The following is a 26,043-nucleotide window of genomic DNA, read 5'->3' as shown; positions in this document are numbered from 1 at the left end:
GCCACCCTCTCGGGCTTCCTCCGGGCGCTTCCCTTCGGTCTTGCGTTTCCGACTCTATCAGACCCTCGCGGCTCCGATTTTCGCCGGTGCGATTCGGCCTTCCGGCCTCTTCGCGATTCCAACGTTACCAGATCCGTTTCCGTCTCTGGCCCCCTGTTGGAGCGGGGTTGACCGTCCGGCTTTCGCTTTTCGGCCTTTCCGACTCTATCGGATCTTCACTCGTTCCGCTGTCGGCCCGAATTCATTTCCGAATCCCCGTCGGAGGGGTTTGCCTTTTGGCTTTTCCGACTTTACCAGAAGGGCCTCGGTCGAATTGATCGGCCGAGACTTCCGGTAAGTGGTCGGTTGCGCTTCGCCGAATGGAAATTCTGGCCGAAGCGGAGAAGAGACTAGCCGTCGCAGGGCGAACTTGTCTAGTTCGTTGCAACCGTTTGAATCTACCTCCCCCTGCCGCCCGTGTCAACGGGTTTCTGGGGCGAAGAGGAGATTAGCAGGTCAGCGGGGTGCGACGCACATCAGGCGGCGGTCGGGAGGGTGGTGTCGCGGTCGGTGGGGCCCACATCGCCGGTCGCTCCGGCGCGTACGGCTCGGCCGCCCAGGACGTACACGTACAGGAGGAAGCCCAGCTCGGCGAGCACTCCGATGCCGATGCGGGCCCAGGTGGGAAGGCCGGAGGGGGTGACAAAGCCTTCGAGGAGGCCGGAGAGGAAGAGGACTGCGGCGAGGCCGAGGGCGACGCCGAGGGCGGAGCGGCCTTCCTCCGCCAGGGCGGTGCGGCGGGTGCGCGGGCCCGGATCGATGAGGGTCCAGCCCAGTCGGAGGCCGATCCCCGCCGCGACGAAGACGGCGGTCAGCTCGAGGAGGCCGTGCGGAAGGATCAGGCCGAGGAAGGTGTCGAGGCGGCCGGCCGACGACATCAGGCCGATGCCGATGCCCAGGTTGAGCATGTTCTGGAACAGGATCCACAGGACGGGCAGGCCGAGGAAGGCGCCGAGGACCAGGCAGAGTGCCACCGCCTGGGCGTTGTTCGTCCATACCTTGGCGGCGAAGGACGCGGCGGGGTGGCTGGAGTAGTAGGTCTCGTACTCGCCACCGGGGCGGGTCATGGCACGGAGGTCTTCCGGAGCGCCGATGGACGCTTGGATCTCGGGGTGGGCGGCTATCCACCAGCCGAGGAGGACGGCGACCGCGGTGGAGACGATCGCCGTGGGTATCCACCAGCGGCGCAGGCGGTAGACCGCCGCGGGGAAGGCTGTGGTGAAGAAGCCCGCGACGTCTCGCCAGGAGGCCTTGCGGGCGCCGGTGACCGTACTGCGGGCGCGGGCCACGAGGGAGGTCAGGCGGCTGGTCAGCGCGGGGTCGGGGGCGCTGGAGAGGAGGAGGGAGAGGTGGGTGGTGGTGCGTTGGTAGAGAGCGACGAGTTCGTCGGCCTCGGCGCCGGTGAGGCGGCGCTTGCGGTGCAGGAGGGTTTCGAGCCGGTCCCATTCGGCGCTATGTGCCGTGACGAAGACATCGAGGTCCATACGGGGTCGCTCCTCGCAGCGCCGTGGGTGGGTACCGGACCCGGTCAGCTTGGCAGACTGGCCTGACCCGGCGTGGGCGGGGCTTGAGGACGGCGTGGGAACGAGCGAGAGGGAGTGGGCGCGGCGTGAGCGGACTCGTCACGGGCGAAGCGGTGGTGCTGGGGCTGCGGCCGGCCAGGCTGGCGAGCCGGGGGCTGGCGGTGGCGGTGGATGTGGCCGTGGCCTGGAGCGTCTATATCGCAGTGTCGATGCTGCTGCTGGGCGCGACGTCGTCGTTGGACGGCGCGGCGGTGGCGGCCGTGTCGGTGGCGGCGTTCGTCCTGGTACAGGTCGGGATACCGATCGTGGTCGAGACGCTGAGCCATGGCCGGTCGTTGGGGAAGGTCATCTGCGGGCTGCGGGTCGTACGGGAGGACGGCGGGCCGATCCGGTTCCGGCACGCGCTGGTGCGCGGAGCCATGGGGGCCATCGAGATCGTGCTGACGATGGGGGTGGTGGCGGCCATCGCCTCGTTGGTGTCGGCCCGGGGGCGCCGGGTGGGGGATGTGTTCGCCGGGACGCTGGTCATACGGGAGCGGGTGCCGGCGGCCCAGGTGGGGACGGCGTTCCCGCCCCCGCCTCCTTGGCTGGCGTCGGAGCTCGGGGCGCTGGACCTGTCGCGGGTGCCCGACGGGTGGTGGCTGACCGTGCGGCAGTACCTGACGCGGGTGGGGCAGCTGGATCCGCAGGTGGGTGCGGCGATGGCGGGGCGGCTGGCGGAGGACCTGCGGGGGTTCACCGGTGTGCCGGGGCCGGCGGGGGTGCATCCGACGGCGTATCTGGCGGCGGTGGCCGGGGAGCGGCAGGCGCGGGAGTCCCGGCGGACGTTCGGGGCGTCGGTGGGGGCCGGGGTCGTACCGGCGGAGAGTGGGGACGTGTCGGTGGGGAGTGGGGACGTAGCGGCGGGGAGTGGGGGCGTACCTGTGGACCTCGGGGTGGCGTCACCTGTGGATCACGGGGTGGCGTCGGTGGGGGTGTCCGAGCCGGCCGGCGTCGGCGAGGGTGTGGGGTCCGGGGCAGCTCCGGCGGGGGCTTGGGCGTCGCCTGGGGGCGGTGAGTCCGGGTCTTCCGGGGCCGGGGTGGGTTCTGGTTCTGGTTCTGGTGTGGCTTCTGGTGCCCGTGCCGGCGCTGTGCCGGGGAGTGGGGCGAGGGCCGAGGGCGGGGCGGACGTCGCCATGGGGCTCCGCGGGCCGGCCGTCAGCGGGCACGGGCGCGGGGACGAGGTTGGGAACGAGGGTGGGAACGGGGACGAGGGCGGTTCGAGTGGCGCGGGTGGGCAGCGGCGCCCGCGGTCCACGGGGTTCGCGCCGCCGGTGTGAGGCGTGTGAGAAGGCGGTCGCTCGGGATGCGTGCGGAGGGCTGGAGGGGTGGGCAGTGGGAGCGGATCACGCGGAGGAGTCGGGCGGGGGCGGCGGTGGGCTGAACGTCGACGGCGGTGAGTCGAGGGATTCGAGTTCGATGCCGGGGGCGGCGAGGACCACGTCGCCGGCGATGTGGACGGTGTGCTGCTCGCCGGTTTCCAGGTCGTTGACCTGGTATTCGTCGGCGATGAGGGGGGCGTTGTCAGTGGTGTGTGGTGTGCTTCTCATCAGGGCCCAGGACTGGTCGAGGGTGCGGGGCGCGAGGACGGGGGGTGTGAAGGCGACGAGGCGGGTGCGGACGGCGCCGGCGCCGAGGGTGGGGCGCAGCAGGCGGGCGGTGGCGATGAGAAAGGCGGGGGACGCGCCCGTGAAGGCGTGCGCGGCGACGTTGCCTTCGGTGGCGTGTTCCCCGGTCGGATCGGTACGTACCCAGGTGACGCCGTCCAGGGCGGCGCCACGGACCTGCCAGGCGGCGGCGTGGAGTTCGAGGCGGACGGGGCGGCCGAGGTCGTCGAGGGTGAGGTCGACGGAGCCGATGTGGTCGCCGGAGGGGCCGGTGATCTGGGAGACGTAGCGCCAGCCGGAGGGGCCGGTGGCGCAGTGGAAGTGCTCTTCACCGAGGGGGGTGTGATCGTGCGGATCGTGGAGCGAGTAGTGGCCGCGGGGCATGGGGGATGCAGTCCTTCGGGCGGCGACCGGCGAGGAGCGGCCGGTGGAGCGGGGGCAGTGCGGGCTGTACGGGCCTTTGCAGGTGCTCGGCCCTTGCGGCTTGCGGGGGTTCGGCCCTTGCGGGGTCCGGGGGAGCTTACGGGCCAGGCCCCCGCCGTGAGTGGCGAGGGCCTGGGGTCACCGGCTGCTGGGAGAGCGCCTCGGCGGACCGGCACCGGTGGTGCCGATCAGCCGGTGGGCACGGTGTGGCTCAGGAGCTGTGTGGCTCAGGAGCGGCGCCGATCAGTAGCGGTAGTGGTCGGGCTTGAAGGGGCCCTCGACCTCGACGCCGATGTACGCGGCCTGCTCCGGGCGCAGGGTCGTGAGCTTCACGCCGAGTGCGTCGAGGTGGAGACGGGCGACCTTCTCGTCCAGGTGCTTGGGCAGGACGTAGACGTCGGTCGGGTACTGCTCGGGCTTGGTGAACAGCTCGATCTGGGCCAGCGTCTGGTCCGCGAAGGAGTTGGACATCACGAAGGAGGGGTGGCCCGTGGCGTTGCCCAGGTTGAGCAGGCGCCCCTCGGACAGCACGATCAGGACCTTGCCGTCCGGGTGGGTCCAGGTGTGGACCTGCGGCTTGACCTCGTCCTTGACGATGCCCGGGATCTTGGCCAGGCCGGCCATGTCGATCTCGTTGTCGAAGTGGCCGATGTTGCCGACGATCGCCTGGTGCTTCATCTTCGCCATGTGCGAGGCGAGGATGATGTCCTTGTTGCCCGTGGTGGTGACGAAGATGTCGGCGGTCTCGACGACGTCCTCGAGGGTGGTGACCTGGTAGCCGTCCATGGCGGCCTGCAGGGCGCAGATCGGGTCGATCTCGGTGATGATGACGCGGGCGCCCTGGCCGCGCAGGGACTCCGCGCAGCCCTTGCCGACGTCGCCGTAGCCGCAGACGACGGCGGTCTTGCCGCCGATGAGGACGTCGGTGGCGCGGTTGATGCCGTCGATGAGGGAGTGGCGGCAGCCGTACTTGTTGTCGAACTTCGACTTCGTCACGGCGTCGTTCACGTTGATCGCCGGGAAGAGGAGGTCGCCGTCGCGCTGCATCTCGTAGAGGCGGTGCACGCCGGTGGTGGTCTCTTCGGTGACGCCGCGGATCTCGGAGGAGAGCTTGGTCCACTTCTCCGGGTTCTCGCCCAGGGTGCGGGTGAGGAGTTCGAGGATCGCGCGGTGCTCGTCGCTCTCGGCGGTGTCGACCGAGGGGACCTTGCCGTCCTTCTCGTACTCGACGCCCTTGTGGACCAGGAGGGTGGCGTCACCGCCGTCGTCCAGGATCATGTTGGGGCCGCCGGTGGGCGAGTTCGGCCAGGTCAGGGCCTGCTCGGTGCACCACCAGTACTCCTCCAGCGTCTCGCCCTTCCAGGCGAAGACCGGGACGCCCTGGGGGCTGTCCGGCGTGCCGTCGGGGCCGACGGCGATGGCCGCGGCGGCGTGGTCCTGGGTGGAGAAGATGTTGCAGGAGGCCCAGCGGACCTCGGCGCCCAGGGCGACCAGGGTCTCGATCAGGACTGCGGTCTGCACGGTCATGTGCAGGGAGCCGGTGACGCGGGCGCCGGCCAGCGGCTGGGCGGCGGCGTACTCCTTGCGGATCGCCATCAGGCCGGGCATCTCGTGCTCGGCGAGGGTGATCTCCTTGCGGCCGAAGGCGGCGAGGGAAAGGTCGGCGACCTTGAAGTCCTGGCCGGTGGCTGCTGCTGTCGTCATGCGTGCTGCTCCTCGGGAGTCGAGGCGGATGGGCGGGCAGTCTGCGGCGCGGGCCGGGGGTCCCCAGCATCAGCTGGCGGGAGGAGCGTACGCGCAGGCGGACACACCTCTCCCCTAGGCCGCAGCGCAGTCCGTCGAAGGCCCTCTCTCCCTCGGCCGGTCCGCGGGGCGGGCCGACCGACCGCCATCAGCAGCGACGTCTGGCACTGGTCACGAATCTACACCGATCGGCCCGGTGAACCCCAGCCAGGACGGACCGCTTCCGTGCGGTCCCGGCCATGGGAGGGCTGGGCGGAGGGGCGCTGGGAGAGGGCCGAGGGGGGACTGAGAGGGGACTGACAGAGGGGCTGAGACGGGTGGCGTCGGGGGCTTTGCTCATGCGGGGCCGTCGTGCAGGATGCCGGGAGCACGGGAGCACCCGGACGTCCGCTCCGCCATCTGCTCCGCCGTGCGCACGTCCGTAAGGAGAACCACGTGACCACCAGTTCAGCGGGATCCCCCGAGGCTGCGGGGAGGGACGGGCAGAGGCTGAAGCTGCTCGCCGTGACCGCCTGCCCGACCGGCATCGCCCACACGTACATGGCCGCGGAGAAGCTGGCGCAGGCCGCCGCGTCGCTCGGCCATGAGATCAAGGTGGAGACGCAGGGCTCCATCGGGGCTGAGAACGTACTGTCTGACAACGATGTCAAGGATGCGGACGGGATCATCATCGCCGCGGACAAGGATGTCGACCGGAGCCGGTTCGCCGGCAAGCGGCTGCTGACGGTCGGGGTCGCGGAGGGCATACGCCACCCCGAGCGGCTGATCGAGCGGGTGCGGAGCGCGCCCGTGTATGGAGGCGAGGCGGGTGGTGCCGGTGTCGACGGTGCCGAAGTCGGTGCCAGTGCCGGTGGCGACGACGGCGCTGGTGCTGGCGCCGGCGCTCATGTGGCGTCCGGTGGGGCGGGTGGTGCCGGCAGCGGCAAGGAGCGCGGCGTCGTCTACAAGGCGCTGATGAACGGTGTCAGCTACATGATCCCGTTCGTGGTGGTCGGCGGTCTGCTGATCGCGATCTCGCTGGCGCTGGGCGGGCATCCGCAGGCGGACGGCGGCCTGGTCATCCCCGAGGACTCGTTCTGGAAGCACGTCAATGACATCGGTGTCATCGGCTTCACGCTGATGGTGCCGATCCTGTCCGGCTATATCGCGTACGCGATCGGGGACCGGCCGGCGCTGGTGCCCGGCATGATCGGCGGCTGGCTCGCCAATACGGGCGAGCTGTACGGCTCCAAGGCGGGCGCGGGCTTCATCGGCGCGATCGTCACCGGCTTTCTGGCCGGCTATCTGGTGCAGGGGATCAAGAAGATCAGGGTTCCCCGGTTCGTGCGGCCGATCATGCCGATCATCGTGATCCCGATCGTGGCGACGACGGCGCTGGGGCTGTTCTTCATCTACGTCATCGGCCGCCCCGTCTCGTGGGTCTTCACGCACCTCACTGGCTGGCTCGGCGGGATGACGGGGTCCAGCGCGATCCTGCTCGGCGCGATCCTCGGCCTGATGATCGCGTTCGATATGGGTGGTCCGGTCAACAAGACCGCGTTCCTGTTCGGCGCCGGGCTGATCGCGTCCGGCAACCAGACGGTGATGGGCATGTGTGCCGCGGCGATCCCGGTGATGCCGCTGGGGCAGGGGCTGGCCACGCTGATCCGCCGACGCCTGTACTCCGAGCAGGAGCGGGAGACGGGGATGGCGGCGCTGTTCATGGGGGTCTTCGGAATCTCCGAGGGCGCGATTCCGTTCGCCGCGGCGCGGCCCGCGCAGGTCATTCCGGCGAACATGCTGGGTGGTGCGGTGGCCGGTGCGGTCGCGGGGATGGCCGGCGTGACGAATGCGGTGCCGCACGGCGGGCCGATTGTGGCGGTGCTGGGTGCGGTCGGCGGGGTGCCGGTGTTCTTCCTCGCCGTGGTGATCGGTTCGGTGGTGACGGCGCTGACGACGGTGGCGCTGGTGGATGTCGCGGAGCGGCGGAGGGACGGGGCGGCTGTGGCTGGGGCCGGGGCCGGTAGCGGGTCCGGTGCCCGTGCCGATGCCAGTGCCCGTGCCAGTACGAGTGCCGGTGCCGGTGTCAGTGCCAGTGCCAGTACGAGTGCCGGTGCCGGGACTCGTACGGGCGTGGCCGTCGCGGAGGATGCGCGGAGTGCCGAGGCTTCGGCGGCCGCCGCCCCCGCCGAGGTGCTTTCCGGCTACCTCACCGAGCGGACCGTCACCACGCAGCTGGCCGCGGGTGAGAAGGAAGCGGCAATCCGCGAGATGGCCGAACTGGCCGCGGCCGGCGGTGTGGTGGCGGACGTGGACGAGTTGATCCGTGTGGCGCTGGCGCGGGAGGCGCAGGGCACCACAGGACTGGGTGAGGAGATCGCCATCCCGCATGCCAAGACGGACGCGGTGACCGCGCCGGTCGTCGCCTTCGGGCGGTCCGCGGACGGTATCGACTGGGGCTCGCTGGACGGCACGCTCGCCAAGGTCGTCTTCATGATCGCGGTGCCGGAGGCGGCGGCTGGGGACGAGCATCTGCGGATCCTGGCGCTGCTGTCACGGAAGCTGATGGATGCCGGCTTCCGGGCGCGGTTGCGCGATGCGGCGGACGAGACGGCGTTGCTGTGCATGCTCCGGGAGATCCATTAGGGGGTCGTGAGGGGCTCTCAGGAGCCCCCCTTAGGGGACGTTCGAACGGATCCCCTAGGGGGCGCGAGGGCCCCCTGCGGAGCCACAACGCGGCGGTGCCGGTGACGTATTCCCAACGGGTCACGGAGACGTAACGGGTCACGGGCACGTATTGCCAACGGGTGCCGGGGACTTACCCCCAGCGGGCTCGGTAGCTGCCCAGTTCCCAGCGGGCTCGGTAGCTGCCCAGTTCCCAACGGGGTCCGCGGCTGCCCGGTCTCCAACGGTGCCCGTGGCTGCCCGGTTCCCAACGGGGTCCGTGGCTGCCCGGTCTCCAGCGGGGTCCGTGGCTGCCCGGTTCCCAGCGGGTCAGTGGCTGCCCGGGGTCTTGGCGGGGTCGGGGCCGGCGGCGGCGGTGGTCTCGTCGTAGATGTCCGGTTCGAGGTAGATGACGCGGGCGATGGGGACGGCCTCGCGGATGCGGGCCTCGGCGGCGTTGATGGCGTTCGTGACCTGGGCGGCGGTGTCGTGGCGCCGCACCGCGATCTTGGCGGCGACCAGCAGTTCCTCGGGACCGAGGTGGAGGGTGCGCATGTGGATGACGCGGCTGACGACCTCGCCGTCGACGATCGCGGTACGGATCGCGGCGACCTCTTCGGTGCCCGCGGCCTCGCCCAGCAGCAGCGACTTGGTCTCGGCGGCCAGGACCAGGGCAATCAGGACCAGCAGCGCGCCGATGCACATGGTGCCGATGCCATCCCAGACACCGTTGCCGGTGAGGAGAGTGAGGCCGACGCCGCCGAGGGCCAAGACCAGACCGACGAGCGCGCCCAGGTCCTCCAGGAGGACGACCGGCAGCTCAGGGGCCTTGGCGCGGCGCACGAACTGGGTCCAGGTCTGCTTGCCGCGCAGCTCGTTGGACTCCTTGATGGCCGTACGGAAGGAGAAGCCCTCGGCGATGACCGCGAAGACGAGGACGCCGATCGGCCAGTACCAGTCCTCCAGCGGGTGTGGGTCCTGGATCTTCTCGTAGCCCTCGTAGAGCGCGAAGACGCCGCCGATGGTGAACAGGACGATGGAGACCAGGAAGCCATAGATGTACCGCTCGCGGCCGTAGCCGAAGGGGTGCTCCTCGGTGGCCGCCCGCTTGGCCTTCTTGCCGCCGAGCAGCAGCAGCCCCTGGTTGCCGGAGTCCGCGAGGGAGTGCACGCCTTCGGCCAGCATCGAGGACGAGCCGCTGAAGGCGAAGGCCACGAACTTCGCTGCGGCGATCGCCAGGTTGGCGCCCAGCGCCGCGACGATCGCCTTTGTCCCGCCTGATGCGCTCATTGGTGCCGCGTATCCCTTCCGTCGTCCCATCGTCCGGATCATCCGGTTCATCTCGTCCGGATCATCCGGTTCGTCCCGGCTCTCCGGGCCCTTCCGGCCGTGCGGGCTTTACCGCCGCTTTACGGCCTGCGGCGGTCATTGTTACAGCACGGCGCGAGACGTCCGCCACTCAGCGTGCCCCTGCCCGTTCTGATGCCCGTCCTGATGCCCGTCCTGGTGCCCGTTCTGGCGTCACTGCCTTCGCGTGTGCTCCCCTGCGGCCCCTACGCCACGACGGTCGCGCGGAAGAGGGTGCCCGCTCCGGAGAGGGTGAGCCGCTCACCGGCGCGTACGAAGGCGGACTCGCCGGGGGCCAGGGTCAGTTCGCTCCCGCCAGGCTCCCCCGCGCGCTCCGGCACGCCCTCCGGGGCTTCGCCGGCCTCCGGGACCTTGTCGGCCTCCGGGGCCTTGTCGGTGCCGCGCAGCCGGACCGTGCCCGCCGTGCACAGCAGGATCTGCGGCGTACGGGAGACCAGGGCGCGCGGGGCGGCGCCGGGGGCGAGGACGAAGCGGGAGAGCCGGAACTCGTCGATCGGGGTGTCGTAGACCTCCTCGCCGGCGACCTCCTCGGGTCGCAGCACCCCGGCATCGCCGGCCTCGAAGCGGACCACGCGCAGCAGTTCGGGGATGTCGACGTGCTTGGGGGTCAGCCCGCAGCGCAGCACATTGTCGGAGTTGGCCATCAGCTCGACGCCGAGGCCGCTGAGGTAGGCGTGCGGGATACCGGCGCCGAGGAACAGCGCCTCGCCGGGCTGGAGCCGTACGTGGTTGAGCAGCATGGCGGCGAGGACACCGGGGTCGCCGGGGTAGTGGTGGGCGATACCCGCGTAGGCGGCGTAGGCGTCGGCGTGCGGTCCTCCCTCGGCGGCGCGCTGCCCGGCCGCGACGGTGGCGCGCTCGACGGTGCCGGCGATGGCGTGGTGCTCGGCCCCGAGTACGGCGCCGAGCACCTCGCGCAGGGCGGCCTCCTCGGGCGTGGCACGCAGGATGTCGACGTACGGGTTGAGGTCGTCGACGCCCAGGCCGTCCAGGAGGTCCGCGGCCTCTGCCGGGTGGCGGAAACCGCACAGCCCGTCGAAGGGGGTGAGCGCGACGATCAGCTCGGGCTTGTGGTTGGCGTCCTTGTAGTTGCGGTGCGGGGCGTCGAGGGGGACGCCGCGCTGTTCCTCGTCGGCGAAGCCTTCCTTGGCCTGGGTCAGGTCGGGGTGGACCTGGAGGGAGAGCGGTGAGCCGGCGGCGAGCAGCTTGAGCAGGAAGGGCAGCCGGGGGCCGAAGGCGCGGACGGTGTCCGGTCCGAGCTCGGCCTCGGGGTCCGCGTCGATCACCTCGGCCAGGGAGACCGGGCCCGCGCCGCGGTCGATGCGGGAGGGGGCGCCGGGGTGGGCGCCCATCCACATCTCGGCCTGCGGTTCGCCGGTGGGCTCGGTGCCGAGGAGCTCCGGGATGGCAGTGGTGGAGCCCCAGGCGTAGGGGCGCACGGTGTTGGCCAGGCGGTCCATTGGGTCGCTGCTTCCTGCTGGTTCCTGCTGATTGCTGCTGGTTGCTGCTGGTTGCTGCGGTTGCTGCTGGTTGCCGTCATGCGGCCGGCTGTCCGGTCGTACGGCTGGCTGTTCGGTCGCCCGACCGCGTATGCACGTGTGCGCGTAGGACGCGTCGGGCTGCTGGGCGAAGGGTCCGGCGCCGCGCAACGGCTCCGGGTCTCACAGACCACTCGGTCACGTCACTCGGTCACGTCACTCGGTCACGTCACTCGGTAGATCACTCGGTCAGATCACTCGGTGCCCGCGAGCGCCAGGTAAACGGCGCCGAAATCCGCGATGGCGAGCAGCTCCGCGGCCTTCTCCAGATCGCTGCCGGCGCCCGGTTCCAGCTCGGTGAGGGTGGTGTCGCGCTCCTCGGCGAGCGCCTTGGCCGCACGGGTGGCGGACAGCGGGCCGGGCTCCTGCTCGCGCAGCAGCACGATCCGGGCGTGCAGCGCCGTCGCGGCGGGCTGGTCGACCCGGTCGCGGAAGAAGTCGTCCGGGTCGGCGCCCTCGGTGAGGGGGCCGACGAGCAGGGTGCGGTGGGTGGTGAGCGCCTCGGGCAGTTCGGCGGCGAGGGCCGGTCGGCCGGCGAGCCCGGCCAGCTCGGTGGCGAAGTGCCGGCCGACGGCGTGCGCGAAGGTGCCCTCGGTCCATATCAGCGGGAGCGCGTCGGCGAGGTCGGCGGCGAGCGTCTTGCCGGGGTTGGTGTAGGTGGGGATGGCCGGGCCGCAGCGCTCGGCGAGCTGGTCGAGGCGGTCGGCGAGCTGGTCCAGGGCGTCCGGCGGGGCGCTGATCAGGCCGATCCGGTCGGTCAGCATCAGCAGCGGGATCAGGACGGACCAGAGGGTGCCGGGGGCGGCCGGGGGCGCGCCCTCGACGTCGAATTCGGCGTCGTACGCGGTGGTCGCCAGCGGTACGGCGAGGCCGCGGGCCTGGATGACGGCGTCGGAGAGCGGGCCTCCGGCCGGGGTGACGGCGACCACCGAGCAGCCGCGGCGGTAGGCCTGTTCGACCAGTTCGGCGAGGCCGGGATCGGCGGCGTCCGGGCCGGCGAGCAGCAGCAGGTCCAGCGGGCCGGCCCAGCCGGGGAGCGTCCAGCGCAGCGCGCCGGGCAGCGGGGCGACGCCGGTGGGCTGGATGAGGCTGACCGGGCAGGTGCCGCCGGCCAGGGCGCGCAGCAGGTCGGCGACACCGGCCGCGGCGGGTCCGGGGCCGGCGACGAGGACGGCGCGTGGCCGGCCGTCGGGCGTCAGCCGGGAGATGCCGGATTCGGTGGCGCTGCGGGCGGCGGTGCGGACCCGGGCGCCGGATTCGGCGACGCCGCGCAGCAGACCGAAGCGGTCGGCGCCGGCCAGTGCGTCAGGGGCATCGAGGAGTGACTCGTCGAGCATGGTGGGCGCGGCCTCCGATCGCCGGTACGGGCGGGGGTACGCGGGCGGCTGCCGGGCGGGTCCGGCGCGCCCGGTCAGGCAGGGCGGCTGGCTTCGTCGACGAGGAGTACGGGGATGCCGTCCCGGACGGGGTAGCCGAGGCCGCAGTCAGCCGAGGTGCAGACGAGTTCTGCGGGGTCCGCGTCGGTCCGGTCCTCGAGCGGGGCGTGGCACGCCGGGCAGGCGAGGATCTGGATCAAGCTGGCTTCGACCGGCATGGATGCGGCTCCTTCAGGGTGATTGCGGCGTGGCCAGCGTACCGCCGGACGGTGGGCCCCGGCCTGCCCGGAGGGAAGACGCGGAGGTGGGAGGGCTGCCGGAGAGTGAGGTGGGAGACCTGCCCGCGAGCTGCTGGGGGCGGGAAGCGTGCCCGGGGAGTGGTGGAGGCCTGCCCGGGAGCCGCCGGGGGCGGGAGACGTGCCCGGAGAGTGGTGGAAGCCTGCCCGGGAGCCGCCCGGGGGGGGCGGGAGGCGTGCCCGGAGGCGCCGCCGCCCGTCACCCCACATGAGCGCCCGCTCAGCCGCGGATGATCGCCAGGGCCTCGTCGCGGACCCGCTCGACGGTCTCCTGGTCGCGTGCTTCGGCGTTCAGGCGCAGCAGCGGCTCGGTGTTCGAGGGCCGTACGTTGAACCACCAGTCCTCGGCGGTGACGGTCAGGCCGTCCAGCTCGTCGAGGGTGATGCCCGGGCGGCCTTCGTAGGCCGCCCTGATGGCGGCGAGGCGCCCGGTCTGGTCGTCGACGGTGCTGTTGATCTCGCCGGAGGCCGCGTAGCGGTCGTACTGGGCGACCAGCTGCGACAGCGGGCCCTCCTGGCCGCCGAGGGCTGCCAGGACGTGCAGGGCGGCGAGCATGCCGGTGTCGGCGTTCCAGAAGTCGCGGAAGTAGTAGTGGGCGGAGTGCTCACCGCCGAAGATCGCGCCGGCCCTGGCCATCTCCTGCTTGATGAAGGAGTGCCCGACGCGGGTGCGGACCGGCGTACCGCCGTTCTCCGCGACGACCTCCGGGACGGACCAGGAGGTGATGCAGTTGTGGATGACGGTGGCGCCGGGGGCCTTGGCCAGTTCGCGGGCGGCGACCAGGGCGGTGATCGCGGAGGGGGACACCGGGTCGCCGTTCTCGTCGACGACGAAGCAGCGGTCCGCGTCGCCGTCGAAGGCGAGGCCGAGGTCGGCGCCGACCTCACGGACGCGGGCCTGGAGGTCGACGATGTTCTTGGGGTCGAGCGGGTTGGCCTCGTGGTTCGGGAACGAACCGTCCAACTCGAAGTAGAGCGCGTCCAGTTCGAGCGGCAGCCCCTCGAAGACGGTCGGGACGGTGTGCCCGCCCATGCCGTTGCCGGCGTCGACGACGACCTTCAGGGGGCGAATGCCCGACAGGTCCACCAGGCCGCGGAGGTGCGCGGCGTAGTCCTCCAGCACATCGCGCTGGGTGACCGATCCGGTGGCGGGCACCGGCTCGGGCGCGCCGTCCGCGCTCCAGCGCTCGACCAGTTCGCGGATCTGGGCGAGGCCGGTGTCCTGGCCCACCGGGGCGGCCCCGGCGCGGCACATCTTGATGCCGTTGTACTGGGCGGGGTTGTGCGAGGCGGTGAACATCGCGCCGGGCAGGCCGAGGGCGCCGCTCGCGTAGTACAGCTCGTCGGTCGAGCACAGCCCGATCTCGGTGACGTCCGCTCCGCGGGCCGCGGCGCCGCGCGCGAACGACCGGGACAGCCCGGGCGAGGACGGCCGCATGTCGTGCCCGATCACGATCGCGTCCGCGCCGGTGACCTCGACGAAAGCGGCTCCGAACAGCTCGGCGAGCGGTTCGTCCCAGTCGGTGGGGACGACGCCGCGTACGTCGTACGCCTTCACGAGGTGCGAAAGGTCTTTCACGAGGCAGTCCTCCTGGGGTGGGTTCGGCCACCCCAATTTATCCACGCGGGCGCGACAGCGGGACGGGAGGTACGGCGCCGGGGACGACGGCGTGGGGAACCGCGGGAAAGCCGCAGGAAACCGCAGGAAAGTCTCGGGAAACCGCGGGAAACGTGGAAAACCGCAGGAAGCCGCGCGAAGCAAGCCACGTGCGGCAGTGAGGCCGGGGTCGGTCGCGGACCCTCCGGGGATCAGGGGGATCAGTCGGGCGAGCGCAGCACCCGCAAGTGCCCGCGGCGGGCGACCTCCATGGGATGGGGGTCGCGGTCGCCGGGCGGCGGCGAGCCGTCGCCTGCGGCGCGTTCCTGGGGGCGGGCGGCCTCGCGTACCGCGTTCGCCAGCGCTTCGAGGTCGTCGCCGCTGGGGCGGGCCGGGCCGGAGTCGATGGCGAGGCGGACGACCTCCCAGCCACGGGGGGCGGTCAGCCGCTCGGAGTGCTCGGCGCACAGGTCGTAGCAGTGCGGCTCGGCGTAGGTGGCGAGCGGTCCGAGCACGGCGGTCGAATCCGCGTAGACGTACGTCAGCGTTGCGACGGCGGGGCGGCCGCACGCAGTGCGCGAACAGCGACGTACAGGGCTCACGACGTTGGACGGTACCGCACTCTTGAGCGGGCCGCGACGACTCTCCCCCGGCTCACCCAACCGTGTCGTCCCGCTTCGTCCGATGCGTCTGACCTGCACCCGCTCGGGACGACCTGGACCGGGAGCCCCGCGGCGGAGGGCGGAGGGCGGGGAATGCCGTCGGCGGTCGGTGCGTTTCCGGGCATCGCCCGGGGTCCGCACGGTGGGATACGCGATCGGATGGTGGGATACGCGATCGGATAAGGGGTGGAACCGAAAGCGATGAGGCCGGGTTCGGTCGGCCGGCGACATGGCGCATCTTGCCGTACTCGGCGGTTCCCGGGGGTGCCCGACGGCTACGCTCGATGCTGATGGACACCCCCGTACCGCCCCGACCGACGGAGCCGCGGCCTCGCCGCCGCGACCGTCATGGCCGTGGCATGCGCGGGCCGATCGCGCCGCCCCAGGTGCCGCTGTCGGTGACGCGTGCCGATGCCTTTGTGGATCTTGTGTATGACTCGCGGGACCGTCTGGAGCGACGGTGGCCGCAGCTCGCCCAGGTCGATTTCATGGTCGTGGAGGTGCCCGGTTTTGGTCCCGGCGACGGGCCGGGCGCGGTGGCCGACGAGGAGACCGTGCCGCTGGGACGGATGCTGCCGGCCGGGGGCGGACATCGGGACCGGATCGTGATCTACCGCCGGCCGGTGGAGATCCGCACGAAGAGCCGGGACGAGCGGGCACTGCTGGTGCACGAGGTCGTGGTCGAGCAGGTCGCCGAGCTGCTGGGGCTGGCTCCGGAGTCGGTGGACCCGCGCTACGGCCAGGAGTGATCCGCCCGTCGATCCGTCGATCCGTCGATCCATCAGCCCGTCGGGCCGTCGGGCCGTCGGGCCGTCGGGCTATCGGGCCCATCAGGGTCGATGGGTCAGTCCGTCAGGACCGAGAGATCCTGGCCGGCGGTGGGGACGAGGACCGAACCGCGGTCGTCGGGCAGCGGCTGGATGGTGAAGGCGGGCACCTTGCCCTGGGGCAGGGCGAGCGTCCGGGACGCGTGGACCGGACCACTGCCGGACTCGGGCTCGACGGTCAGTGCGTAGCCGCCCTTGAGGCCCTGGGGGCGGGGCGGGTCGATCTCGAGGGTGGTGCCGCCCTTGACCGTGTACGTCTTGGTGACCGGGGTGCCGCCGCCGCTGCCCGCCGAGGCGGTGACCTTCACCCGGGCGTCCTTGCCCTTCTCGGGGGCGACCAGGGAGAGGGTGCTGCCCTTGTCGCGGTTGTCGGCGGCGGTGGCGCGCTGCTCGACGGGGCGGGTCGCCGGGATGAACGCCATCTCCTGGTTGTCGCCCGTGCCGCGGGTGACCCGTAGCGCGGCGGCGACGGGGGCCTTGGAGGTGCTGTCCGCGGGGGTGAGCACCAGGGAGCCGGCCTCGCCCTTGGTGAGGTCCTTGAGGTCCACCGCGGTGGTCATGCCGCTCTTGACGTGCAGGGTCTCCAGGCCGGCGGGGGTGATCAGCCCGGTGGGGGTGGCCAGTTGGACCTTCAGGTCGGCGTCGGCGTCCCCGGGGGCGATGGCGACCAGCCGGACGGAGGTGGCGTCCTTGGGGATGCCGGGCAGCACCGCGCCGGGGGACGGGTCACCGGCGGCCGGCAGCCAGTCGCTGCCGAGCTTGCCGTCGACGGCCTGGACGGCGGCGCCGACCCGGCCCTCGCGGGCGGTGACGTGGAGGGTGGCGTCGGCGGTGGGAGCGGTGGTCAGGGTCGAGAGGAGGACGGGGACGTCGGTGTGCGGCGGGACGGTGATGTTCTCGCCCGCGGCGCCGCCCAGCGCACCGTCCTTGCCGCGCAGTTCGAGGTCGACGACGGCCGGGGTGGAGCCCGGGTTGGTGAGGTGGACGTAGTCCTGACGGCCGGTGCCGGTGCTGACGCCGGGGAACCAGAAGGCGGTGTCCGGGGCGGTGCAGCTCAGGCCGAGCAGGCCGCGGCCGGCGCCGGCCGCCACGGCGGTGGTCTGCTGGACGGTCCAGCCGGGGGCCAGGGCGCCGTCCGCGGCGCCGACGAGGGCCGGGGCGTCGGATCGGTCGGTGGTGGCGGTGACCGGTGTGCCGGCCTGTTGCAGGGGGACGACGGGCTTGGTGTCGCGCGGCGGGACGACCCGGCCGCCGGCCGTGGCCGCACCGCTGTCCTTGCCCGTGTCCGTGCCCTTGCCCTGGCCCTGGCCCTTGCTCGTGCCGCGGTCGCTGCCGCCGTCGTCCTTGACCGTGCCGGCAGGCAGCAGCTGGGCGGTGCCCTTCGTGGTGCCGGACCCTGCGCCCGACCCTGTGCCGGACCCGGCGGCGGCTCCCTTGGGGGCGAAGGCGGTGTAGGCCGTCTCGCCGACCTCGGAGGAGGTGGGGGCGGGGCAGAGCAGGGCGGAGCGCTGGACGGGCAGTCGGGTGCCGTCGGCGGGGGCGGCCGCGGTGCCGCCGTCCGGGGCGGCGACGGCGGCGACACCGGTGACCGCGCCCAGTGCGACGGCCACGCCGATCAGGGACATCATCGTGCGCTTCACTGCTGGTCGCTCCCGTCACGGCGCGGCCCGGAGGCGGAGCCGGGGTACGTCGTGCCGTCGTCGTAGGGCTGGTGTGGATCCTGGTGTGGGTGCTGCTGTGGGTGCTGGTGCTGGGTCTGCCGGCCGTAGCCGTACGGGTCGTAGGCGCCGGCCTGGTAGGGGTCGGCGGCGAACGGGTCGGCGGGGGCCTGGTAGTCGGCGGGGGCCTGGTAGGGGTCGGCCTGCGGGTACTGCCCGCCGTACTGGCCCGCCTGGTACGGGTCGGCGGGGGCGTACGGCTGCTGCTGTTCACCGGGCTGGGGCAGCCCGCCCGGTGCCGCCTGCCAGCTCTCCCAGCTCCCGTGGCCCTCGCGGCCGTCGTGACCCTCGTGGCCGTCGTGGCCGTCGTGGCTCCCGTGGCTCCCGTGCGACTGCTGCTGGGGGACCGCGGCGTACGGGTCGCCGTACGACGGGTCGCCGTACGGCGATTCGGCGTAGGGATCGGCGTACGACGGGTCGGCGTACGGATCGGTGGCCGCGACGATGTCCTGGGCGGCGCCATGGCCGGTGCCCTGGGGGCCAATGTCCTGGGCGGCGCCATGGCCGGTGTCCTGGACGGCGTCCTGGGCCGTCCCCTGAGCGGGCACCGCAACCGCCGCCGGACCGGGCGGCGCCTGCTCGCCGGGGACGGCCGGGCCGGTGCCGCTCTCGGGCGCGCCCGCCGCCTCGGCCTGGGCGCGCAGACGCCGCGCCCGGCGCCCCTCCCCGGCGGTCGCGGCGGCCTGGGCGGCGGCCACGTCCTCGGGCAGGTCGTCGTCGATCTCCCGGCGGCGGCCCGGCAGGGCGAGCACCACCAGGACGACGGCGAGCAGGCCCTGGGCCGACAGCCAGAGGGTGTGGCCGAGCGGGCTCTCGTGGGTGAGGTCGAGGGTGCCGCCGTGCGCGGGGAGGGTGAAGCCCTGGGCCCAGCCGTCGACGGTGACGGGCTTGAGCGGGGTGCCGTCCAGGGTGGCCTGCCAGCCCTCGTCGGCGGCGTCGGCGAGGCGCAGCTCCCGGCCGGCGGGCCCGGCGGGGATCGTGGTGTGCGCCTCGACGGGGCCGGCCTTGACCGGGGTGGGCACGGCGGCCTCACCGGTGGCGGCGCCGTCCTGGGTCCCCTGGGCCCCCTGGGGCCGGGGCGCGGCGATCGAGACGCGGGACACCTTGCTGTCGACCCGCCACAGGGCGCTGCCGTCGTCCTGGCTGAGCCGGGTCAGGCCGGGCGTGGCGTCCAGTACGCGGCCCATCGCACGCGGGGCCCCGTCCTTGACCAGGACGTAGCGGACGGCATAGCCGCCGAGCTGGCGCGTCTGGTCGGCGCCGGAGCCGGCCACGAGGTGCGCGACGATGCCGCCCAGCCGCTTGTCCTCGCCCGCCTCGGCGGCCAGGTCGGCGTCGCCGAGCCGGGCGCCGGAACCGCGGACCAGGGAGTAGCGGACCTGGCCGGGCGTGCCGTCGAGGACCAGGGTGCGGGCCCGGTCGGTGGAGCCGGACTCCTCGGCGACGAACGCCGGTACCTGTTCGGGGCTGCGGCGTTCCAGCGGCCCGCCCGCACCGGTGATCATCCAGCTGACCGCCGCGTACAGCGGGGCGAGCAGGCAGGCCAGCGCGATCAGCACGGCGACCGGCTGCTTCCAGCCGAATCCGAGGCTGGCCATACGGGTCCGGATGCCCTCGGCGCCGATCGCGGCGGCGCACAGCAGGGCCAGGCCGTAGATCAGCATGGCCGGGCCGGTCCAGCCGGAGCCGTTGCCGAGCGCCGCGCACAGCAGCCCGGTCAGCGCCACGGCCCAGGCGGTGCGGATCGCGCGCTGCCGGGTGTCGCGCAGCGTCGCGGCGAGGGCGGCCGGCACGATGCCGAAGAGCAGGACGCCGCCGGCCGCCCCGGGGCCGCCGGGGCTGAGGCCGATGAGGTCGAGGACGGAGGCGGAGCCGGCGCCGAAGCCGAGCCCGGGCTCCTGGAAGAAGCGGGACGGCCGGGTCAGCAGCGACAGTGACCAGGGGGCGAGGACGAGGAGCGGGACGAGCGCCACGGCCAGGAAGCGCAGCACATGGCCGGGAATCTGGTCGCGGCCGCCGGTCCGCCGCGCTCCCCCGCCGCTGTTGTCCGGGCGTCCTTGCGCGGAAGCGGAACCGGAAGCGGAACCGGAACCGGCGAGGCGCAGCACCAGCAGCCCGATGCCGAGGAGCACCGCGACCGGCCAGACGACCGGGGTGAAGGCCATGGTGACGGTGATCAGCAGGGTGTACGCCCAGGTGGCGCGCCAGCTGGGCCGGGTGTCCGCCGGGAGCCGCAGTCCGGCGGCGGCGATCGCGGCGCGCGCCAGCAGCGGCAGCAGGACGGCGAGCACGGCGGTGCCCAGCCGGCCGCCGGCCAGCGCGCCGGTGGCGGCGGGCAGGAAGGCGTACGCGACGCTCCCCCAGGCCCGCAGCAGCCGGGAGGCGACCAGCGGGCGGGAGGCGAAGTAGGCGGTGAGGCCGGCCAGCGGCACGGAGCAGACCAGCAGCAGGGTGAGGGCGAGGCCGGTGGAGCCGAGGAGGAGGCTGGAGGCGAGGGCGACGAGCGCGAGGTAGGGGGGCGCCGGGGCGGTGCTGCCCACGCCGACCGTGTGCCAGCTGCCGGCGTACGCCGACCACAGGTCGGAGGCGCTGCCGGGCGCGGGCAGCAGCGCGCCGCCGGCCAGTGCGCCGGAGCCGAGGAGTCCGCGGCAGGCGACCAGGGAGACCAGCAGCAGGACGGCGAAGAGCACCGGTGCGGGTTTGCGGGCGATCCGCTTGAGCCGGGCGAACTGCTCGATCTCCAGATAGTCGGCGTCGTCGCCGCCGGGTCCGGACTCGACGGCGCCGTGCCGGCCGGCCGAGGCCACGTCGGGTGCCGCGCGCCCGGCGAGGTTGCCGGCGACCTGCTCGACGGTGGCCCGTACGGTGGCGCCGGGCGGCGGGAAGAGCGACCGCAGTTCCCCGGCGGGGACCGCGGGCCGGCCCCGGCGTTTGCGGGCGGCGAGGAGGGTGCCGGGCCGCAGCAGGGTGCCGAAGAGCCCGGCGAGTTCGTCGAGGGCCTGGCCGGGGACCTTGCCGACGAGGTGGGCGACGACCCGCAGGACGGTGCCGAGCAGCATCCGCAGCAGGACGTACGGGAGGAGCCCGCCACGGGTGTTGGCGAGGAGGGTGTAGACGGCGCCGGCCTTGTCCACCCTGTGCGGGTTGGCGGTATGGCGGCCCACGCAGTCGATGGGGCGGCGCTCGCGGGCGGCGGCCTCGGCGTGCCGCAGCACGGCGTCCGGCGCGACCAGGACCTGGTGGCCGGCCGCCTGGGCACGCCAGCACAGGTCGACGTCGTCCCGCATCAGCGGCAGCCGGCGGTCGAAGCCGCCCAACTCCTCGTAGACGTCACGGCGGATGAGCATGCCGGCGCTGGAGACCGAGAGCACCGGGCGTACCTGGTCGTGCTGGCCCTGGTCCTGTTCGCGGCGGTCCAGGCCGGTCCAGCGGCGGCCGCTGCGGGCGATGCTGACCCCGGCTTCCAGCAGCTGACGGCGGTCGTACCAGCTGCGCAGCTTGGGGCCGACGATGGCGGTGGAGGGGCTGGCGTCGGCGACCCGCAGCAGTTCGGCGAGCGCGTCCGGCGCGGGCGCGCAGTCGTCGTGCAGCAGCCACAGCCACTGGACCGGTTCGCCGTGCGGCAACTCCGGCATGCCGTAGGCCTCGTCGCACCAGGTGCGGCTGACCGGGTCCCAGCCACTGGGGCGGCGCAGGTACGGCAGGTCGTCGGGGGTGAGGACGGGGGCGGTGCGGACGGCCTCGTCGACGGCGGTGCCGAATCCGGAGCGGCGGGCGAGGTGGAGGACCCGCTGGTCGCCGAGGGCTTCGCCGAGGAGCTGGGCGGAGTTGTCCGCGCTGCCGGTGTCGGCGCCGATGGCGTTCTGCACCGGGCGTTCCTGGCTGAGCAGGCCGGAGAGCGCGTCGGGCAGCCAGCGGGCGCCGTCGTGGGAGACGATCACGGCCGTGACGACGTGCCGCGGGAACTCTGGGGTAGCGGCTTCATAGGAGGCGGCGGCGTGGGCCGCCGGCTGGCTGTGCACGGACATCGAGGTACGGGCCCTCCGGACCCGGGAGTTCGGGACCCGCGGCGAAGTCGCTGACGGCACCCGCCCCCGGAAGACACTGCGACGGACTACGAGGTGACGCGCGCGCCTCGCGGGGCGGCGGCACATCTCGGACGGGGCCCCACACTAATGGTTCGCGCCGGGGCCCCGGCCGGGTCCGTACACAGCAGTCCGCCTCCGGCGGCGGGGGCGCTGGAGGCGGAGGGTTCCTTATCGGCGGATATGGGGAGTTGGGGGGCTGCGGCGGCGTGGTCCGTGAGGCCGCGCGCCGTCGGTCCGGACGGCTGCCTGATCATCGTCAGACGGCGGCCTTCTTGAGCCGGCGCCGCTCGCGCTCGGACAGGCCGCCCCAAATACCGAAGCGCTCGTCGTTGGCGAGCGCGTATTCGAGGCATTCGGACCGGACTTCGCAGGCGAGGCAGACCTTCTTGGCCTCGCGGGTGGAGCCACCCTTCTCCGGGAAGAAGGACTCGGGGTCGGTCTGGGCGCACAGTGCGCGCTCCTGCCAGCCGAGCTCCTCGTCCGCCTCCTCGACCAGCAATTCCTGGAACAGCTCGGTCATGTGCGCCCCTCGTCTGTCTTTACGTCCCCGTGATCAAGCCGTGATCGATTTCGGCTGAACGACACGAGTGAAATTACAAGTGTGGTGATCCGGGCCAGTCAAGCCGAGATCTGCTATTGAGCCTCTTATTCACTCGGCGGAACCAAGCGGTTGCGAAAAGTGTTCAAATCAGTAAAAACCAGGACACTTTCCCAGGCGCACCACCCGGCACGTCCGCTTCATCAAGAAAGACGCGATCGGGCGGCGCGCGCGTTGCACCCCGCACACCGAAGCGGGGAAGATCACAGTCGGATCACAGGACCGCAACGGCGTTTGGAAGCGCGGCTGCCGGTCGACTTCTCCGCCACCCGCACTGCACAAACCTTTCGTCGGGCGGAGTAACCGGATGAGGTGAATGATTCACGGCAAACCAGACATCCGGTTGACATCGCGCCGGGAACCCGGTCTCCTTGACCGCATGCCAGCCGCCACCGCGCCCCGCCCGACCCGCACCCACGGGTCGCTCCGCGCCGCGCGTGCCCGCTGTCGCTGTACCAGCTGTGCAGGCTGGGCCAGCTGTTTCCGCTGTTGTAGCCACTGAGCTCCAGCCCTCCGCTCGCACGACCCCGCAGAGCCCCACAGAGCCCCACGGCTCCTGCCCGGCGACACCTCTGCCGCGCCCCCCACAGGGAAAGCCGGCGCCGTGCCGCCCCCTCTCCCCCTCCGCTGACGTCGGGCGGTACGACGCCCAGCGCGTCGCCCCCGCCCCCTCGCCGAGGAACCCGAAACCGATGAACAGCGACGTCCAGATCGCCGGCGACCCCCTCGCCCTCCCCCACCTGCTGCCGCCCGTCCCCGCCCATCCGCACACCGTCGCCGGCTTCGCGGGCCTGGCCCGCTCGATCGCCGCCGACCGCACCGCCTGGGCCCCGCTCGTCCGGTACGACGCCACCACCCGCTGGTACCACCGGCTGCGCACCATCCCGGCCCGGACCGGGGCGGCCGGGGCGGCCGGGGAGGGCGGGACGGCCGGGGAAGGCGGGGCGGCCTCGCTCGGCTACGAGGTGTGGCTGCTGAGCTGGGTGCCCGGCCAGGGCAGCGGCCGGCACGACCACGGCGTGTCCTCCGGCGTACTGACCGTCCTGGAAGGCGAGTTGACCGAGCACGGCGGGACGACGGGACCCCGTACGCTCACGGCAGGCGCAGCCGGGCCGCGTACGCTCACAGCAGGTGCAGCCCGGCCCCGTACGCTCACGGCAGGCGCGCAGCGGGTGTTCGCCCCCGGATACGTCCACGAGATCGTCAACGACTCCCTCAGGCCGGCGGTCAGTCTCCACATCTACTTCCCCGGCCTGACCGACATGCCGATGCACCCGAGCCGGCGCACCACCGCCGGCACCGCAGGAATCGCAGTCGCCGCCCCCGAGATCCTCGCCCCCTGACGCCCTTTGACATCCTTGGGCCATGCGAATCGTGGTTCTGGCCGGCGGTATCGGCGGCGCCCGCTTTCTGCGGGGACTGAAGGCAGCGGCTCCGGAAGCGGACATCACCGTCATCGGCAACACCGGTGACGACATCCATCTGTTCGGCCTCAAGGTGTGTCCCGACCTCGACACCGTGATGTACACCCTCGGCGGCGGCATCAACGAGGAGCAGGGCTGGGGCCGGGCCGACGAGACCTTCCGGGTCAAGGAGGAGCTGGCCGCCTACGGCGTCGGCCCCGAGTGGTTCGGGCTCGGCGACCGGGACTTCGCCACGCACATCGTCCGTACGCAGATGCTGGGCGCCGGATATCCGCTCAGCGCGGTGACCGAGGCGCTGTGCGACCGCTGGCGGCCGGGCGTGCGGCTGATCCCGATGACCGACGACCGGGTCGAGACCCACGTGGCCGTCGAGGAGGACGGCGAACAGCGGGCGGTGCACTTCCAGGAGTACTGGGTGCGGCTGCGCGCCTCGGTGGACGCGAAGGCCGTGGTGCCGGTCGGCGCCGAGCAGGCCGCGCCCGCGCCCGGCGTCCTGGAGGCCATCGCGGCCGCCGATGTGATCCTCTTCCCGCCGTCCAATCCCGTCGTCAGCGTCGGCACCATCCTCGCCGTCCCCGGAATCCGCGAGGCGATCGCGGAGGCCGCGGCACCGGTCGTGGGCCTCTCCCCCATCGTCGGTGACGCGCCGGTGCGCGGCATGGCCGACAAGGTGCTGGCCGCGGTCGGCGTGGAGGCCACGGCGTCGGCGGTGGCCGCCCACTACGGGGCGGAACTGCTGGGCGGCTGGCTGGTCGACACGGTGGACGCGGGCCGGGTGTCCGAGGTCGAGGCGGCCGGGATCCGCTGCCGCGCCGTACCGCTGATGATGACGGATCTGGACGCCACGGCCGCGATGGCGCGCGAGGCGCTGACGCTGGCCGAGGAGGTACGGACATGACCGGCGCCGGAGGTACGACCGAAGGTACGGACGTGACCGGCGCCGAAGATGCGACCGAAGGCACGGAGGTGACCGGCGCCGAAGATACGGCCGAAGGCACAGGCGTGACCGGTGCCGCCGGGCCGCCCGCATACCGAGTGTGGGCGCTGCCGGGGATACCCGAGGTACGGCCCGGCGACGACCTGGTCAAGCTGATCACGGCCGCGACGACGACCGACGGGGTACCCCAACTCGCCGACGGTGACGTGTTGTTGGTGACCTCCAAGGTCGTCAGCAAGGCCGAGGGGCGGGTGGTCGAGGCGGATGACCGGGAGGCGGCCATCGACGCGGAGACCGTACGGGTGGTGGCCCGCCGCGGATCGCTGCGGGTCGTAGAGAACCGGCAGGGCCTGGTGATGGCGGCGGCCGGCGTCGATGCCTCCAACACCCCTTCCGGCACTGTGCTGTTGCTGCCGGAGGACCCGGACGCCTCGGCCCGCGCCCTGCGTGCCGGGCTGCGCGACGCGCTGGGCGTCGAGGTCGGGGTCGTCATCAGTGACACCTTCGGGCGGCCGTGGCGCAACGGCCTCACCGACGTCGCCATCGGCGCGGCCGGGGTGCGGGTACTGGACGATCTCCGCGGTGGCACGGACACGTACGGCAATCCGCTCAGCGCGACGATGGTGGCCACCGCGGACGAGCTGGCCGCGGCCGGCGACCTGGTGAAGGGCAAAGTGGCCGGACTGCCGGTCGCCGTGCTGCGCGGCCTGCCGCATATCGTCACCGTCACGACCGTCACGCCCGGGGCACCGGACGACGGAGATGACGGAAGCGGCGGAGGCGACGGAAACGACGGTGCCGGGGCACAGACGGGGGCACGGGCGCTGGTGCGCCCCCCGGAGGACGACATGTTCCGGCTGGGCACCTCGGAGGCCGTACGGGAGGCGGTGACGCTGCGGCGTACGGTGCGCACCTTCACCAGCGAACCGGTCGCACCGGGGGCCGTCCGGCGGGCCGTGGCAGCGGCCCTCACCGCCCCGGCGCCGCACCACACCACACCGTGGCGGTTCGTCCTCCTGGAGTCGGCGGAGTCCCGTACGCGGCTTCTGGACGCGATGCGGGACGCCTGGATCGCGGATCTGCGCGCCGACGGGAAGTCCGAGGAGTCCATCGCCCGGCGCATCCGGCGCGGCGACGTCCTGCGCAACGCGCCCTGCCTGGCCGTGCCGTGCATGGTGACGGACGGCGCACACACTTACCCGGACGCGCGGCGGAACGCGGCGGAGCGGGAGATGTTCGTGGTCGCGCAGGGCGCGGGGATCCAGAACTTCCTGGTCGCGCTGGCCGGTGAGCGGCTCGGCTCGGCCTGGATCTCCTCGACGATGTTCTGCCGGGATGTCGTACGGGACGTCCTGGAACTGCCCGGCGACTGGGAGCCGATGGGCGCGGTCGCCATCGGACACCCGGCGGAGGCACCGAAGGAGCGGGCGCCCCGGGCGGCCGACGATTTCGTGGTCGTCCGCTGACGGGTCGTCCGCTGACGGCCGGCCTCGCGGTCATGGCGTCTCGCGGTCACAGCCGGTCTCGCGGTCACAGCCGGTCTCGTGATCACGGCCGGTCTCGTGGTCACGGCCGGTCTCGTGGTCACGGCCGGTCT

18 protein-coding genes are annotated in these 26,043 nt (G+C 72.8%); 6 read left to right on the top strand and 12 right to left on the bottom strand.

The window, feature by feature from the left end:
- Positions 1 to 515 precede the first annotated feature (515 nt).
- Positions 516 to 1,523 carry a stage II sporulation protein M gene (locus ACFY12_RS18285; protein WP_390716787.1) on the bottom strand — a complete coding sequence of 336 codons (1,008 nt, stop codon included), beginning with the start codon at positions 1,521 to 1,523 and terminating at the stop codon, positions 516 to 518.
- Positions 1,524 to 1,648: 125 nt separating this feature from the next.
- Here ACFY12_RS18285 and ACFY12_RS18280 point away from each other — a divergent pair, with 125 nt between their 5' ends.
- Positions 1,649 to 2,881 (top strand): RDD family protein, encoded by a 1,233-nt coding sequence (locus tag ACFY12_RS18280; RefSeq protein WP_390716786.1) that lies wholly within the window; start codon positions 1,649 to 1,651, stop codon positions 2,879 to 2,881.
- A 66-nt stretch (positions 2,882 to 2,947) separates the two neighbouring features.
- Here ACFY12_RS18280 and ACFY12_RS18275 read toward each other — a convergent pair whose 3' ends face one another.
- Both ACFY12_RS18275 and ahcY read right to left on the bottom strand, forming a co-directional pair.
- Entirely contained in the window at positions 2,948 to 3,592 is a 645-nt protein-coding gene (locus tag ACFY12_RS18275; RefSeq protein ID WP_390716785.1) for a hypothetical protein, read from the bottom strand.
- A 282-nt stretch (positions 3,593 to 3,874) separates the two neighbouring features.
- A complete protein-coding gene (ahcY, locus tag ACFY12_RS18270) occupies positions 3,875 to 5,335 on the bottom strand; it encodes an adenosylhomocysteinase (RefSeq protein ID WP_390716784.1) in 1,461 nt (486 codons plus the stop codon).
- 543 nt (positions 5,336 to 5,878) lie between these two features.
- Between ahcY and ACFY12_RS18265 the strand changes: the two genes are divergently transcribed.
- Positions 5,879 to 7,999 carry a fructose-specific PTS transporter subunit EIIC gene (locus ACFY12_RS18265; protein ID WP_390716833.1) on the top strand — a complete coding sequence of 707 codons (2,121 nt, stop codon included), beginning with the start codon at positions 5,879 to 5,881 and terminating at the stop codon, positions 7,997 to 7,999.
- 348 nt (positions 8,000 to 8,347) lie between these two features.
- On the opposite strand, the gene ACFY12_RS18260 is transcribed toward ACFY12_RS18265, so the two are convergent.
- From ACFY12_RS18260 to ACFY12_RS18235, 6 genes are all read right to left on the bottom strand, one after another.
- Entirely contained in the window at positions 8,348 to 9,307 is a 960-nt protein-coding gene (locus tag ACFY12_RS18260; RefSeq protein WP_390716783.1) for a cation diffusion facilitator family transporter, read from the bottom strand.
- Positions 9,308 to 9,570: 263 nt separating this feature from the next.
- Complete coding sequence (gene manA, locus ACFY12_RS18255) at positions 9,571 to 10,845, bottom strand: mannose-6-phosphate isomerase, class I (protein ID WP_390716782.1); 1,275 nt, start codon at positions 10,843 to 10,845, stop codon at positions 9,571 to 9,573.
- A gap of 272 nt (positions 10,846 to 11,117) precedes the next feature.
- Positions 11,118 to 12,260, bottom strand: a complete 1,143-nt coding sequence (locus tag ACFY12_RS18250) for an SIS domain-containing protein (protein ID WP_390716781.1) — start codon at positions 12,258 to 12,260, stop codon at positions 11,118 to 11,120.
- A gap of 74 nt (positions 12,261 to 12,334) precedes the next feature.
- Positions 12,335 to 12,517 carry a Trm112 family protein gene (locus ACFY12_RS18245; RefSeq protein ID WP_390716780.1) on the bottom strand — a complete coding sequence of 61 codons (183 nt, stop codon included), beginning with the start codon at positions 12,515 to 12,517 and terminating at the stop codon, positions 12,335 to 12,337.
- Positions 12,518 to 12,815: 298 nt separating this feature from the next.
- Positions 12,816 to 14,174, bottom strand: coding sequence for a phosphomannomutase/phosphoglucomutase (locus ACFY12_RS18240; RefSeq protein ID WP_390716779.1), 1,359 nt, complete (start codon positions 14,172 to 14,174; stop codon positions 12,816 to 12,818).
- Positions 14,175 to 14,413: 239 nt separating this feature from the next.
- Entirely contained in the window at positions 14,414 to 14,854 is a 441-nt protein-coding gene (locus tag ACFY12_RS18235) for a DUF3499 domain-containing protein (RefSeq protein WP_390716778.1), read from the bottom strand.
- Between the two features lie 359 nt (positions 14,855 to 15,213).
- Between ACFY12_RS18235 and ACFY12_RS18230 the strand changes: the two genes are divergently transcribed.
- The gene (locus tag ACFY12_RS18230) at positions 15,214 to 15,603 is read left to right on the top strand and encodes a metallopeptidase family protein (protein WP_390716777.1); all 390 of its coding nucleotides are present in this window, start codon (positions 15,214 to 15,216) and stop codon (positions 15,601 to 15,603) included.
- A gap of 95 nt (positions 15,604 to 15,698) precedes the next feature.
- Here the strand turns inward: ACFY12_RS18230 and ACFY12_RS18225 are convergent, their stop codons facing one another.
- The 3 genes from ACFY12_RS18225 to ACFY12_RS18215 form a co-directional block, all read right to left on the bottom strand.
- Entirely contained in the window at positions 15,699 to 17,321 is a 1,623-nt protein-coding gene (locus ACFY12_RS18225) for a DUF5719 family protein (RefSeq protein ID WP_390716776.1), read from the bottom strand.
- On the bottom strand, positions 17,318 to 21,427 hold the full coding sequence (locus ACFY12_RS18220) for a glycosyltransferase (protein ID WP_390716775.1): 4,110 nt from the start codon (positions 21,425 to 21,427) through the stop codon (positions 17,318 to 17,320). The genes ACFY12_RS18225 and ACFY12_RS18220 overlap by 4 nt, the downstream gene beginning before the upstream one ends.
- Before the next feature lie 316 nt (positions 21,428 to 21,743).
- Positions 21,744 to 22,007 (bottom strand): WhiB family transcriptional regulator, encoded by a 264-nt coding sequence (locus ACFY12_RS18215; RefSeq protein ID WP_003983763.1) that lies wholly within the window; start codon positions 22,005 to 22,007, stop codon positions 21,744 to 21,746.
- A gap of 770 nt (positions 22,008 to 22,777) precedes the next feature.
- Between ACFY12_RS18215 and ACFY12_RS18210 the strand changes: the two genes are divergently transcribed.
- The 3 genes from ACFY12_RS18210 to ACFY12_RS18200 all read left to right on the top strand — a co-directional run bounded on the left by ACFY12_RS18210 (position 22,778) and on the right by ACFY12_RS18200 (position 25,912).
- Complete coding sequence (locus ACFY12_RS18210; RefSeq protein ID WP_390716774.1) at positions 22,778 to 23,428, top strand: cysteine dioxygenase; 651 nt, start codon at positions 22,778 to 22,780, stop codon at positions 23,426 to 23,428.
- Positions 23,429 to 23,450: 22 nt separating this feature from the next.
- A complete protein-coding gene (gene cofD / locus ACFY12_RS18205; RefSeq protein ID WP_390716773.1) occupies positions 23,451 to 24,407 on the top strand; it encodes a 2-phospho-L-lactate transferase in 957 nt (318 codons plus the stop codon).
- A gap of 104 nt (positions 24,408 to 24,511) precedes the next feature.
- Positions 24,512 to 25,912: a coenzyme F420-0:L-glutamate ligase gene (locus ACFY12_RS18200; protein ID WP_390716832.1), complete on the top strand. Its 1,401-nt coding sequence runs from the start codon at positions 24,512 to 24,514 to the stop codon at positions 25,910 to 25,912.
- The last annotated feature ends 131 nt before the right edge of the window (positions 25,913 to 26,043 follow it).

It is taken from the genome of Streptomyces sp. NPDC001339, from assembly GCF_042895955.1.
GTDB lineage: Bacteria > Actinomycetota > Actinomycetes > Streptomycetales > Streptomycetaceae > Streptomyces.
This window is presented reverse-complemented; position numbering and strand designations above follow the sequence as displayed.

Coding starts and splice junctions, on each gene's coding strand:
- ACFY12_RS18215 (WP_003983763.1), bottom strand. CDS start 22,007: ATGACCGAGCTGTTCCAGGAATTGCTGGTCGAGGAGGCGGACGAGGAG.
- cofD (WP_390716773.1), top strand. CDS start 23,451: ATGCGAATCGTGGTTCTGGCCGGCGGTATCGGCGGCGCCCGCTTTCTG.
- ACFY12_RS18275 (WP_390716785.1), bottom strand. CDS start 3,592: ATGCCCCGCGGCCACTACTCGCTCCACGATCCGCACGATCACACCCCC.
- ACFY12_RS18230 (WP_390716777.1), top strand. CDS start 15,214: ATGCGCGGGCCGATCGCGCCGCCCCAGGTGCCGCTGTCGGTGACGCGT.
- ACFY12_RS18210 (WP_390716774.1), top strand. CDS start 22,778: ATGAACAGCGACGTCCAGATCGCCGGCGACCCCCTCGCCCTCCCCCAC.
- ACFY12_RS18285 (WP_390716787.1), bottom strand. CDS start 1,523: ATGGACCTCGATGTCTTCGTCACGGCACATAGCGCCGAATGGGACCGG.
- ACFY12_RS18245 (WP_390716780.1), bottom strand. CDS start 12,517: ATGCCGGTCGAAGCCAGCTTGATCCAGATCCTCGCCTGCCCGGCGTGC.
- manA (WP_390716782.1), bottom strand. CDS start 10,845: ATGGACCGCCTGGCCAACACCGTGCGCCCCTACGCCTGGGGCTCCACC.
- ACFY12_RS18220 (WP_390716775.1), bottom strand. CDS start 21,427: ATGTCCGTGCACAGCCAGCCGGCGGCCCACGCCGCCGCCTCCTATGAA.
- ACFY12_RS18260 (WP_390716783.1), bottom strand. CDS start 9,307: ATGAGCGCATCAGGCGGGACAAAGGCGATCGTCGCGGCGCTGGGCGCC.
- ACFY12_RS18250 (WP_390716781.1), bottom strand. CDS start 12,260: ATGCTCGACGAGTCACTCCTCGATGCCCCTGACGCACTGGCCGGCGCC.
- ahcY (WP_390716784.1), bottom strand. CDS start 5,335: ATGACGACAGCAGCAGCCACCGGCCAGGACTTCAAGGTCGCCGACCTT.